This is a genomic window from Duganella sp. CF458, assembly GCF_900113115.1.
Classification (GTDB): domain Bacteria; phylum Pseudomonadota; class Gammaproteobacteria; order Burkholderiales; family Burkholderiaceae_D; genus Rugamonas.
The window spans coordinates 208,427-220,429 of record NZ_FOOF01000010.1 but is presented as its reverse complement, the minus strand read 5'-3'; the positions used below and the strand labels follow the sequence as shown (position 1 = coordinate 220,429).

The window sequence follows — 12,003 nt, the reverse complement described above, 5'->3', positions numbered from 1 at the left end:
CATGACCCAATTCTTCCAGGTACACCCGGACAATCCGCAGCTAAGGCTGATCAAGCAGGCCGCGCAAATCATCCACGGCGGCGGCATTGTCGCGCTGCCGACCGATTCCAGCTATGCGCTGGTGTGTCACCTGGACGATAAGGCGGCCGTTGAAAAGCTGCGCCGCATCCGCGGCATCGACGAGAAGCACCATTTGACATTGCTTTGCCGCGACCTGAGTGAAATCGGTGTCTACGCGCGCGTCGACAACAAGCAATTCCGCCTGCTGAAGGCGACCACGCCGGGCCCGTACACCTTTATCCTGGAGGCGACGCGCTGCGTGCCGCGCCGCCTGTCGCACCCATCGCGCAAGACCATCGGCTTGCGGGTGCCGCAAAACCCGATCACCGAAATGCTGATGGCCGAACTGGGCCAGCCGCTGCTTGGCACCACCCTGATCCTGCCGGGCGACGACCAGCCGCTGACCGATCCGGACATCGTCCTGGAACGCCTGTGCAAGCAGGTCGACCTGGTGATCGACGGTGGCGCCTGCAGCCTTGAACCAACCACAGTGGTGGACCTGACCGGCGCCGAGCCGGAACTGGTGCGTACCGGCCGCGGCGACCCGGCTGCCATCGGCCTCTAACCCCTCGCCGATCGCCCCGCGCGCTGTGCCGGCAGAGCGGGGCGGTAGAAGCCCTCTGATAGAATCCCTTTTATGAACGATTTTGACCAGGTTATCCGCAACATCGCGGTCTACGCGATTCCTGTCCTATTTGCGATTTCTCTACACGAAGCTGCCCACGGTTACGTAGCCCGCTATTTTGGCGACGATACCGCTGAAAAGCTGGGGCGGTTGACCCCCAACCCGATGCGGCATATCGACTTGTTCGGCACGATCATCTTGCCGGTTCTACTCTTGTTGTCGCCGTTGAATATGGCGTTCGGTTACGCCAAACCGGTACCGGTCGATTTCAACCGCCTACGCAACCCCAAAAAGCAGATGGGTTTCGTGGCAGCAGCCGGCCCTGCGGCCAATTTTGCAATGGGTCTGGGATGGATGCTTTTGCTGGTGTTGATGATCAATCTGGGGGTGACCGAGCGCTTCCCCATTGAGGTGTGCCGGGCAGGTGTGATCGCCAATGCGGTCATGTGCGCCTTTAATCTGATCCCGATTCCACCGCTGGATGGCGGCCGTATCGTGACATCACTGCTTCCACGTGATCTGGCGCATAAATTTGCCAGCATAGAGCGCCTGGGACCGTTCATCTTCATCGGCATTATCCTGCTCCTGAACACCGGACCGTTTCGGGCTTTGGTGGGCGCACTGGTGGGCATTGTGATGACCTTGATCGAACTGCCGTTCCGCCCTTTCCTGAGCTGACACCATGTACCCTGACCGCGTAGTCTCCGGCATGCGCCCGACGGGTTGCATGCACCTGGGCCACTACCATGGCGCGCTGAAGAACTGGATCAGGATGCAGTCCGAGCAGCCTTGCCTGTTCTTCGTGGCCGACTGGCACGCGCTGACCACGCATTACGACGACCCGGCCATCATCGAAAAGTCCACCTGGGACATGCTGGTGGATTGGCTGGCGGCCGGCATCGACCCGACCCAGGCCACGCTGTTCATCCAGTCGAAAATCCCGGAGCACGCCGAACTGCACTTGCTGCTGTCGATGGCGACCCCGCTGGGCTGGCTGGAGCGGGTGCCGACTTATAAAGACCAGATCGACAACCTGGCCAACAAGGACCTGCAAACCTACGGCTTCCTCGGCTACCCGCTGTTGCAGGCGGCCGACGTGCTGATCTACCGCGCCAGTGAGGTGCCGGTGGGCGACGACCAGGTGCCGCACGTGGAAATGATGCGCGAGATCGCGCGCCGCTTCAACCACCTGTACGGCAAGGAAAAGGGCTTCGAAGTCAAGGCGCAGGACGCGGTCAAGAAGCTGGGCAGCAAGCGCGCCAGGTTGTACCACGAACTGCGCACCGCATACCAGCAGGAAGGCGACGACGCCGCGCTGGAGCAGGCCAAAGCCATGCTGGACGATGCGCACAACCTGTCGATGATCGACCGCGAGCGCCTGTTCGGCTACCTGGAAGGCGCGCGCAAGCTGATCCTGGTGGAGCCGCAGGCCAGGCTGACCGAGGCCTCGCGCCTGCCGGGCCTGGACGGACGCAAGATGTCCAAGAGCTACGGCAACGCGATCGCCCTGCGCGAGGACAAGGAGGCGGTCACCAAGAAGGTGCGCACCATGCCGACCGACCCGGCGCGCGTGCGCCGCACCGACGCCGGCGAGCCGGAGCGCTGCCCGGTCTGGCAATTCCACGTCGTCTATTCGGACGGACCGACCCAGGAATGGGTGCAGCGGGGCTGCAAATCGGCCGGCATTGGCTGCATCGAATGCAAGCAGCCGGTGATCGACGCCATCATGAAAGAACTGGAGCCGATGCACGAGCGCGCGCAGCCTTACCTGGACGACCCGTCCCTGGTGCGCGCCATCGTGGCGGACGGTAATGAAGCAGCGCGCAAGCTGGCGCAGGAAACCATGCGCGATGTGCGCGAAGCAATGGGATTGAGTTATGGCTGATGTTTTGAGCCCACCTTCTGCCTGGGTGGAACGGTTCGCACCGCTGGTGCCGAACGGGGAAGTGCTGGACCTGGCTTGCGGCAATGGCCGCCACGCGCGCTACCTGGTCGCGCTGGGCCATGCCGTGGTGGCCGTCGACCGCGATGCCGACGCGCTGGCCGCGGCGGCCGGCGACGGCATCGTCACCAGCCAGATCGACCTGGAAGAAGACGGCGCCTGCTGGCCATTCGGCCCGGCGCGTTTCGCCGGCATCGTGGTCACCAACTACCTGCACCGCCCGCTGCTGGCCGAGATGCTGGGCAGCCTGGCGCCCAACGGCATGCTGGTCTACGAGACCTTCGCCGATGGCAATGCCGCCTTCGGCAAACCATCGAATCCGGCCTTTTTGTTACAGCCGGGAGAATTGTTGGAATTGGCTAGAATGCATGGTTTGCGTGTCATCGCATTCGAAGATGGCGTCGTTAATACACCGAAACCGGCCATGGTGCAGAGGATTTGCGCCGTGAAAGGGGAGTTTCCAAGGGAGGCGGCGCTGTTGCCGTCATTTTGAGCGACCAAAATGCACCACGGGTGCAGGGTATGCTCTACAATCGTCGTTTTAATTCTTATTGCAATTGGTTTCCTATGATTAAGGGTAGCATTGTAGCAATCGTAACCCCGATGCACGCCGACGGCAGCCTGGATTACCCGGGCTTGAATGCGCTGATCGACTGGCACATTGCCGAAGGCACGGACGCCATCGTCATCGTCGGCACCACCGGCGAATCCGCCACCGTGAGCGTGGCCGAGCATTGCGAGCTGATCAAGGCTGCCGTGGATCGCGTGGCCGGCCGCATCCCCGTGATCGCCGGTTCCGGCGGCAATTCCACCGCGGAAGCCATCGAACTGACCCGTTTCGCCAAGAACGCCGGCGCCGACGCCTCGCTGCAAGTGGTTCCTTACTACAACCGCCCGACCCAGGAAGGCATGTACCAGCACTTCAAGGCCATCGCCGAAGCGGTGGACTTGCCGGTCATCCTGTACAACGTGCCGGGCCGCACGGTTGCCGATATGAGCAACGACACCATCCTGCGCCTGGCCCAGGTCAAGAACATCATCGGCGTCAAGGACGCGACCGGCAATATCGCGCGCGGCTACGACCTGCTGCGCCGCGCGCCAGCCGAGTTCGCCGTGTACTCCGGCGACGATCCGACTGCCATCGCGCTGATGCTGGCCGGCGGCAAGGGCAATATTTCGGTGACCGCCAACGTGGCACCGCGCCAGATGCACGAGTTGTGCGAAGCCGCGATGGCTGGCGATGCCGCCAAGGCAACTGCCATCAACAACCAACTGCTGCCGCTGCACCAGCACCTGTTCATTGAACCGAACCCGGTGCCGGTCAAGTGGGCCCTGGCGGAAATGGGCAAGATGCCGAAAGGTATCCGCCTGCCGCTAGTGTCGCTGGCAGAGCAGTATCACGAGACCGTCCGCGCTGCCCTGCGTGATTCCGGTGTGCTGAACTAATCTTCTTTTTCACATGACTATTCGCAAGATCGTTTCCCAGACCCCGCAGCGCGGGCTCGTCGTTGGCGCCCTGATGCTGAGCCTGACCGGTTGCGGCATGGTGCAGTCCGTAGTAGGCGAAACCAAGGTGGATTACAAATCGGCCAAGAAGGCCAGCACGCTGGACGTGCCGCCGGACCTGACCCAGCTGTCGAAGGACAACCGCTACGCCCTGCCAAGCAATGACCGCGGCGTGGCAACGGCCTCCGGCTACCAGGCTGCGCGCGGCAACACGCCAGGCGCCGCTGCCGTCAGCAGCAACGAAGTGGCCAGCACCGGCAACAGCGCCGTGCGCGTCGAGCGTTCCGGCAACCAGCGCTGGCTGGTGGTGCAGCAGACCCCGGAAGCCCTGTGGCCGCAACTGAAAACCTTCTGGGAAGAGTCGGGCTTCATCCTGGCGGTGGACGATACCACTGCCGGAGTGATGGAAACCGAATGGAATGAAAACCGCGCCAAGATCCCGCAAGACTTCATCCGCAACACGATCGGCAAGGTATTCGACGGCCTGTACTCGAGCGGCGAGCGCGACAAGTACCGCACCCGCCTGGAGCGCAATCCGGCCGGCGGCACCGAGATTTACATCAGCCACCGCGGCACCAAGGAAGTGGTGACCGGCGCGCAGAACGAGTCGACCATGTGGACCAACCGCAATAGCGACCCGAACCTGGAAGCGATCTTCCTGGCCAAGCTGATGACCAAGCTGGGCGGCACCGCCGACGAGGCGGCAGCCCGCACCTCGGTCGACAACGCCGCAGTCCAGGCGCAGCACGCCGTCCTGGTGGGCGAGGGCGCCAATGCCTTCATCAAGACCGACGAAGGCTTCGAGCGCACCTGGCGCCGCGTCGGCCTGGCGCTGGACCGCGCCGGCTTCACCGTGGAAGACCGTGACCGCGTACAGGGCGTGTATTTCGTACGCTTCGTGAACGACGCCACCGACACCCGTGGCTGGTTCAGCAAGCTGTTCAGCTTCGGTGCCTCGGACAAGGAGAAGGAAGCACAGCGCTACCGCATCTCGGTCCGTTCGGATGCGGTCAATACCACCCAGGTTTCGGTGTGGAATAACCAGAATAAGCCGGAAGACTCTCCGGTGGGTCAAAAGATCCTGACCCTGCTGCAAGAGCAATTGAAATAAAGGGCAAGCCCTTAAATAAGAAAGCCGGCGCAAGCCGGCTTTTTTATTGCCTGAAAAATGGGGACGTACCCCATTTAATCGGCAACACCCCATTCTCCGGGCAAAAAAAACCAGCCCGAAGGCTGGTTTCTTTTCCCTGCGGGGAATTACTTAGCAGCAGCGGAAGCAGCGGAAGCGGCAGCCGAAGCAGCCGAAGCAGCTGCGGAAGCAGCAGCAGCAGCGTCGGTAGCAGCGGAAGCGGCAGCAGCAGCAGCGTCAGCGGCTGGAGCAGCAACTGGAGCAGCTGCGTCAACAGCTGGAGCTGCAGGAGCGGCTGCTGGAGCAGCTGCTTCTGGGGTAGCTACTGGAGCAGCAGGAGCTTCTTCTTTCTTGGAGCAAGCAGCCAGAGCAACGGCCAGCAGGGAGGCGATCAGCAGGGATTTTTTCATTTGTTTTCCTTAAATAACAACAAAAATTAAGCAATGTTGCGATGAATAATTACCGGTAATTATCGCTCGTACGGCGTTTCGTCGGCCTTTCCAACCTTCAGAAAAAGGTCGACCAGACACGGAAACACACCGGATATTATAGCGTTTTCTGCTGCGTCGCAATAGCCAATCGGGCTGTTTACACAACTATTTTGCGGAAACGCAATGTTTTTTTTCCGCGCCGTTCTGCTTGCAACTGCAGCGATTACCGTCTTACCTCGAACCGCAGCATTTTACATTTTCCAGCCTACAATCCAGTCGTGCCTGGTTTCAGGCCCGGCTGGGTTTCAGCCCAGATAGCTTCATAACGCTCCAAACTGGTTTGCGTTGACGTAGGAGCATTAAAATCTGCTTCGCCGCGGAAGTGGTCGGCATGAAAGCGGCGCACGATGTGCACGCCGTCGGCGACGCAGAAGGAATCGGTCAGGGTGCTGATGCTGCGGCTGGTCAGGCGGCACTCGATCTGGTGGCTGTAATCCTCCAGCAGCTTGGAGAAGCGCGGTTCATTGCGCTCCAGGTGGGCATTGCTGTGCGCGACCAGCTGGATGCGCCCCTTGTGCTGCAGGAAGTGGCGCAGCAGGGCGTCGGTCTTCGAGTGCCCCAGCTGCCACCAGGCGTAATCCGGGTCGAACATCTGCAGCGTCAGGCGCGCCTGGGAGATGCAGTCCAAGAGCAGGGACTGGAATTGGGTACGGCTGTCAAAAAGCTGCTTCTCCATGCTATCTCCGATTATTTGTTCAGTTCCAACCAGCCGTCGCTGTACCAGGCGAAGAGCGCTTCCAGCACATCCTCGGAAGCACCGGCCACCGTTGCGCCGTCCAGGCCGCGGGCGTTGGCCAGGGTTTCCAATGCCGTCTTGTCGGCCTTGTTCATGGCGAACGATTCGCCATTGATGAAGACATTCTTGCCGCGATACAGCATCTGCGTCTTGCGCGAGAGGGATACGCCTTTTTTCTCGGCGGATTGCTGGAACTTGCCGGCCGTTAGCGGCTTTTCCACTGGCTGGAAGAAGACGTTATGCTTTGGTTCGGACAGGTATTCGCCCAAGAAAATGGCGAAGTCGTCTTCCGTAAAGCTCACTTTATTCAATTCATCGGCCAATTTGCCCAGCATGGCTTGCGGGATTTCGGCCGGCTTCCTGGTCGGTTCCAGTTCCGGATCGGCATAGCGGCCCGGCAGGTCGATGGAATCGGCCATGAATTGCAGGAAGGCTTCGCCCAGTTCCTGGTAAGACGGTGAGCGGAAACCGATCGAGTAGGTCTGGCAATCGCCGATGGCTTCGCCATCGTGGGCGTAGTGCGGCGGCAGGTAGAGCATATCGCCCGGCTCCAGTACGAATTCCTCGCTGGCCTTGAATTTCTTCAAGATCTTCAGCGGCAGGCCTTCGATCAGGGTCAGGTCCTTTTGCGCGCTGATTTTCCAGCGGCGCTGGCCTTCGGCCTGCAGCAGGAATACGTCATAGGAATCGAAGTGCGGGCCGACGCCGCCGCCATCGGTGGCAAAACTCACCATCAGGTCGTCCAGGCGCGCATCGGGCAGGAAGCGGAACTGGCGCAGCAGTGCATCCGCGTCGTCATCCTGCAGGTTGACGCCCTGTACCAGCATGGTCCATTCGCGCTCCTTGCGCGCAGGCAGTTCTTTCAAGGGGCCATGCTGCATGTCCCAGTTGCCGTCCTTCTTGGTGACCAGGCGGCTTTCCACATAGTCCTTGGTGGCCAGTTCGGCCAGCTTGTCGAATGGCAGCAGTGGCTTGAAGCCGGGGATGGCCTGGCGGATGAGCAGCGGCTTCTTGTGCCAGTAATCGCGCAGGAATTGTTCGGGCGTGATATCGCCGAGGAGAGTGAGTTTTTTCATGGCGCGATTATAGCAAGCGGTATAATCCCTTCCAGCTTAGAAAAGAAAGGAAGCTCAATGAAGATCGCCAAGAATACCGTTGTGACGGTGGAATATAAACTGTCCGACGCACAGAACAATCTGATCGAAGACGGTCGCCAGCCTATGGTTTACCTGCACGGTGGCTACGAAAACACCCTGCCAAAGATCGAAGAAGAACTGGACGGCAAGGAAAACGGCTACGCCACCACGATCCAGATTGAACCGGAAGACGCCTTTGGCGATTACGACCCGAACCTGTTGAAAGTGGAAGAGCGTGCACGCCTGCCGGAGCCGCTGGAAATCGGCATGCAATTCGAAGGCCTGCCTGAAGGCGGCGAAGACGACGACGCGATGATTTTCACCGTGACCGAAATCGCTGAAGACAAGGTGGTCCTGGACGGCAACCATCCGCTGGCCGGCATGGCCCTGCGCTTCGAACTGAAAGTGATCGAAGTGCGCGCCGCCACCGAAGAAGAAATCGCCCACGAGCACGTGCACGGCCCGCATGGCCACCACCATCACGACGGCGACGATGAAGGTGACGATGGCGAGGAAGGCGATCACTTCCGCACCCACCCGATCCACTAAGATCCCAAGCCCCGCAGCGCGGGGCTTTTTTTACGTCATTCGCTGCCCAGGGCGAACAGCGAAGCGCTGCCTGGAATGACGCGCAGCGCCGTCCATTCGGCACCCAATGCCAGGTGGCCGACGTTCTTGTTCCATTCGATTGCCGGAGCGGCCTTGCCCTGCTTGCGGTTGTCTACCAGCAGCAACTGCCCCCGGTACTTGTCGGCCTGCGCGCGCACGATGCGGCGGATCTCGGTAAAGCCGTCCCGCTTTTGCGCCAGCCGGGCAAAGAAGCCTTGCTCCACATGGGCCCCGATGTCGCCATCCATCACCAGCACGATGCCGGCAATGTTCTTGCGCCTGGCGTGCAGGAAGGCGCGGTGCAGCCAGCCGCGGTTGGCCACCATGCGATCTTCGTATTCGCTGTTGCGGCCAGCTTCGCTCAGGTAGTGGTTGTTCTTGGCCGGCACGTTGAGTGTGACGAACAGGACGTTCTCGTATTCCCAATAGGTGTTCTCGGCGTAATCGCGGAACTTGGCGATGCCGGACTGGCGGTTCAACACCAGCTTGCCCTTGCCCAGCGCATCGGGCAAGGGGAAGAACAATTCGCGAATTCGGTTGAGGCGTTCGATGGCGTTCGATTTGCCGTTGGAATTGCGGCAATCGGTCCAGTCGCTGCCGGCCGGCAGCAGCACCAGCGGGCGCTCGGCGCTGTTCATCAGGTCGCGGCGTTCCTGGTACAGGCTGTCGGTGCACGGCTCGCTGCCCGACTTGATGCCGTTGGCGATCAGGAAGGCCGGTTCAGCGCGGCTTGCTTCGGCCAGCATGCGGCGGAATTCGGCGTCGCCTTCGCCCTTGGGGAAGTTGTGTCCCAGCAGGGCGAAGCTGAATTCGCCTTGGCGCGCTGCAGCCTTGTCGCTGCGTGCACGGGCGGCCGGCGCGACCAGCACGGCGGCGGCCAGCGCGGCCGCCGCCGCCAGCGTGCCCAGGGCAAACCGCCGTTTCATGCCTGCGCCAGGCGTTTGAGCTGGTACAGGCGGTCCAGCGCTTCGCGCGGGGTCATGGCGTCCGGATCGATGTCCTCCAGAGCCGCCAGCAGCTCCTCGGCGCGCGGATCGGCGGCGGGAGCGGCCGCTGGCGCCTCGTCGTCGTTGGCGTCAGCCACTGGCGCTGCAAACAGGTCGAGCTGCGGCGTGGCATCCAGCGCTTGCGCTTCCAGGCGCGCCAGGTGCTTGCGGGCCGCCTTGATCACCGGTTGCGGCACGCCTGCCAGTTGTGCCACCTGCAAGCCGTAGCTTTGCGACGCTGGGCCGTTTTGCACCGCATGCAGGAACACGATGGAATCCTTATGCTCCACCGCCGACAGGTGCACGTTGGCGGCGGTCGGATGCGCTTCCGGCAGCTGGGTCAGTTCGAAGTAGTGGGTCGCGAACAGCGTAAAGCTGCGGCTGGATTCGATCAGGTGGCGCGCAATCGCCCACGCCAGCGCCAGGCCGTCGAAAGTCGAGGTGCCGCGGCCGATTTCATCCATCAGTACCAGCGAATGCTCGGTGGCGCCATTCAGGATGGTGGCCGCTTCGGTCATCTCCACCATGAAGGTGGAGCGGCCGCCGGCCAAGTCGTCGGTAGCGCCGATACGGGTGAATACGCGGTCGATCGGACCGATGGTGGCGCTGCTTGCCGGCACATAGCTGCCCACATAGGCCAGCAGGGTAATCAAGGCGACCTGGCGCATGAAGGTCGATTTACCGCCCATGTTCGGGCCGGTGATCAGCAGCAGGCGGCGCTCGGCCATGAACTTGCAGTCGTTGGCGATGAAGCGTTCGATCTGGTTTTCCACCACCGGGTGGCGGCCTTCGACGATGTTGATGCATGGATCGGCCACCAGGTCCGGCGCGCACCAGTTGTTGCGCAGGGCGTGCTCGGCCAGCGAGCACAGGGTGTCGACCTGGGCCAGGGCCTGGGCGATCGCTTGCAGCGCGCCGATGAAAGGCGCCAGTGCCGCCAGCAGCTCGTCGTACAGCATTTTCTCGCGCGCCAGGGCACGGTCCTGGGCCGACAGGGCCTTGTCTTCGAAGGCTTTCAGCTCCGGCGTGATATAGCGTTCGCAGTTCTTCAGCGTCTGGCGGCGGCGGTAGTCTTCCGGCACCTTGTCGGCCTGGCCGTTGGTGACCTCGATGTAGAAGCCGTGCACGCGGTTGTATTCCACCCGCAGGTTGGCGATGCCGGTACGTTCGCGTTCGCGGGTTTCCAGGTCGACCAGGAACTGGCCGGCATTTTCGGACAGGCCGCGCAGTTCATCCAGTTCCGCATCGAAGCCGCGCGCGATCACGCCCCCGTCGCGCACCATGGTGGCCGGTTCCGGCATGATGGCGCGCACCAGCAGGTCGACGCATTCCTGCGGCTCGTTCAAGCCGAAGTGCAGCTTGGCCAACAGGCCTTGCGCGTTGTCGTGGCCAAGGGCGCGCTGCATGGCGTGCTGCAGCTTGGGCAGCTGCTGCAAGCCGTCGCGCAGGGCGGACAGGTCGCGCGGGCGCGCCGACAGCAGGGCCACGCGGGTGGTGATGCGTTCGATGTCGGGCACTTGCGCCAGATGGTAAGCCAGCGAACCGGTGGTGTCGTGCTGCATCAGTGCCGCGATGGCATCGTGGCGCGCGCGGGCCACCGACTGGTCGCGTTTCGCGTGGTGCAGCCAGTGGCGCAGCAGTCGCGAGCCCATGGCGGTGCGGCAGTGGTCCAGCAGCGAGAACAGGGTAGGGGACTCCTGGCCGCGGATGGTTTCCGTCAGCTCCAGGTTGCGGCGCGTTGCCGCGTCCAGGCCGATGTACTCGTTTTCCGATTCGCAGGACAGGCTCTTGACGTGCTGCAGCCCGCGGCCCTGGGTCGATTGCGCGTAGCGCAGCAGGGCACCGGCCGCGCCGAATGCCGCGCCCAGGCCTTCCGCGCCGAAGCCGGTCAGGGTGGCGACCGCCAGCTGGTCCAGCAGGGCCTTGTGGCCGTGCACCACGTCGAAGTGCCAGGCCGGCACGTTGTTGACGTGGCAGAAGGTGACTTCCTCGAACATGTCGGCATCGTCGCCGCGCAGGATTTCGGCCGGCGCGATGCGTTCAAGTTCCTGTCCCAGGCGCGTGTTGACGCTGCGCTGGTCGCCGGAGAATTCCATCAGGCGCAGCGCGCCGGAAGCCAGCGACAGCCAGGCCAGGCCGCAGGTGACCACCTTGCGGTTACTGATCATGGTCATGGACAGCAACGGGCGCTCCGATTTCTCCGGCAGCAGGTCCGAATCGGTCAGGGTGCCCGGCGTGACCACGCGCACCACCTTGCGCTCGACCGGCCCCTTGGCCAGGGCCGGGTCGCCGATCTGTTCGGCGATGGCGCAGGACTCGCCGACCTTGACCAGCTTGGCCAGGTAGCCATCCAGGGAGTGGAAAGGCACGCCCGCCATCTTGATCGGCACGCCGTTCTGGCTGCCGCGCGCCGTCAGCGTAATGCCCAGCACCCGTGAAGCCTTCTCGGCATCGTCGAAGAACAGCTCGTAAAAGTCGCCCATGCGGTAGAACACCAGCATGTTCGGGTAATCGGCCTTGATGCGCAGGTATTGCTGCATCATCGGAGTAACCTTGCTGTCGGGTGCTGCTGTAACCTCTTGTTTTGATAAGGTGTTCACGAATAAGTATATGAAATTTATGAAGAATTCTGCTTGATCACCGATTCTGCTTTTACTGTATGCGCATACATGCCTATGCGGACACTTGCATTTTTGGCGTAACTTTTTTTCTATGAAAAATTGAAGTTACGCTAAAATTCTGGCTCACTTCATCCGAATGATGAAAAGCTACGCCAAACCTAC

12 protein-coding genes are annotated in these 12,003 nt (G+C 61.8%); 7 read left to right on the top strand and 5 right to left on the bottom strand.

Annotated elements, in window-relative coordinates:
- Position 1: 1 nt before the first annotated feature.
- The 6 genes from BM269_RS17155 (at position 2) to bamC (ending at position 5,244) form a co-directional block, all read left to right on the top strand.
- The gene (locus BM269_RS17155; protein WP_090439306.1) at positions 2–625 is read left to right on the top strand and encodes an L-threonylcarbamoyladenylate synthase; all 624 of its coding nucleotides are present in this window, start codon (positions 2–4) and stop codon (positions 623–625) included.
- A 72-nt stretch (positions 626–697) separates the two neighbouring features.
- Complete coding sequence (locus tag BM269_RS17150) at positions 698–1,363, top strand: site-2 protease family protein (protein ID WP_090439304.1); 666 nt, start codon at positions 698–700, stop codon at positions 1,361–1,363.
- Between the two features lie 4 nt (positions 1,364–1,367).
- Positions 1,368–2,570 carry a tryptophan--tRNA ligase gene (locus BM269_RS17145; protein WP_090439301.1) on the top strand — a complete coding sequence of 401 codons (1,203 nt, stop codon included), beginning with the start codon at positions 1,368–1,370 and terminating at the stop codon, positions 2,568–2,570.
- Positions 2,563–3,120, top strand: coding sequence for a class I SAM-dependent methyltransferase (locus BM269_RS17140; protein ID WP_090439298.1), 558 nt, complete (start codon positions 2,563–2,565; stop codon positions 3,118–3,120). The genes BM269_RS17145 and BM269_RS17140 overlap by 8 nt, the downstream gene beginning before the upstream one ends.
- A gap of 74 nt (positions 3,121–3,194) precedes the next feature.
- Complete coding sequence (gene dapA / locus BM269_RS17135) at positions 3,195–4,073, top strand: 4-hydroxy-tetrahydrodipicolinate synthase (RefSeq protein WP_090439295.1); 879 nt, start codon at positions 3,195–3,197, stop codon at positions 4,071–4,073.
- Between the two features lie 13 nt (positions 4,074–4,086).
- Positions 4,087–5,244, top strand: coding sequence for an outer membrane protein assembly factor BamC (gene bamC / locus BM269_RS17130; protein ID WP_229204688.1), 1,158 nt, complete (start codon positions 4,087–4,089; stop codon positions 5,242–5,244).
- 146 nt (positions 5,245–5,390) lie between these two features.
- Here the strand turns inward: bamC and BM269_RS17125 are convergent, their stop codons facing one another.
- The 3 genes from BM269_RS17125 to BM269_RS17115 form a co-directional block, all read right to left on the bottom strand.
- Entirely contained in the window at positions 5,391–5,672 is a 282-nt protein-coding gene (locus tag BM269_RS17125; protein WP_090439292.1) for a hypothetical protein, read from the bottom strand.
- A gap of 286 nt (positions 5,673–5,958) precedes the next feature.
- Positions 5,959–6,429: a DUF7931 domain-containing protein gene (locus BM269_RS17120; protein WP_090439289.1), complete on the bottom strand. Its 471-nt coding sequence runs from the start codon at positions 6,427–6,429 to the stop codon at positions 5,959–5,961.
- Positions 6,430–6,440: 11 nt separating this feature from the next.
- Positions 6,441–7,565, bottom strand: coding sequence for a ribosomal protein uL16 3-hydroxylase (locus BM269_RS17115; RefSeq protein WP_090439286.1), 1,125 nt, complete (start codon positions 7,563–7,565; stop codon positions 6,441–6,443).
- Positions 7,566–7,622: 57 nt separating this feature from the next.
- Between BM269_RS17115 and BM269_RS17110 the strand changes: the two genes are divergently transcribed.
- Positions 7,623–8,174 (top strand): FKBP-type peptidyl-prolyl cis-trans isomerase, encoded by a 552-nt coding sequence (locus tag BM269_RS17110; protein ID WP_090439284.1) that lies wholly within the window; start codon positions 7,623–7,625, stop codon positions 8,172–8,174.
- A 35-nt stretch (positions 8,175–8,209) separates the two neighbouring features.
- Here the strand turns inward: BM269_RS17110 and BM269_RS17105 are convergent, their stop codons facing one another.
- Both BM269_RS17105 and mutS read right to left on the bottom strand, forming a co-directional pair.
- Positions 8,210–9,160: a hypothetical protein gene (locus tag BM269_RS17105; RefSeq protein ID WP_090439281.1), complete on the bottom strand. Its 951-nt coding sequence runs from the start codon at positions 9,158–9,160 to the stop codon at positions 8,210–8,212.
- Positions 9,157–11,763: a DNA mismatch repair protein MutS gene (mutS, locus tag BM269_RS17100; RefSeq protein WP_090439279.1), complete on the bottom strand. Its 2,607-nt coding sequence runs from the start codon at positions 11,761–11,763 to the stop codon at positions 9,157–9,159. Before mutS ends, BM269_RS17105 begins: the two co-directional genes overlap by 4 nt.
- Between the last annotated feature and the right edge of the window lie 240 nt (positions 11,764–12,003).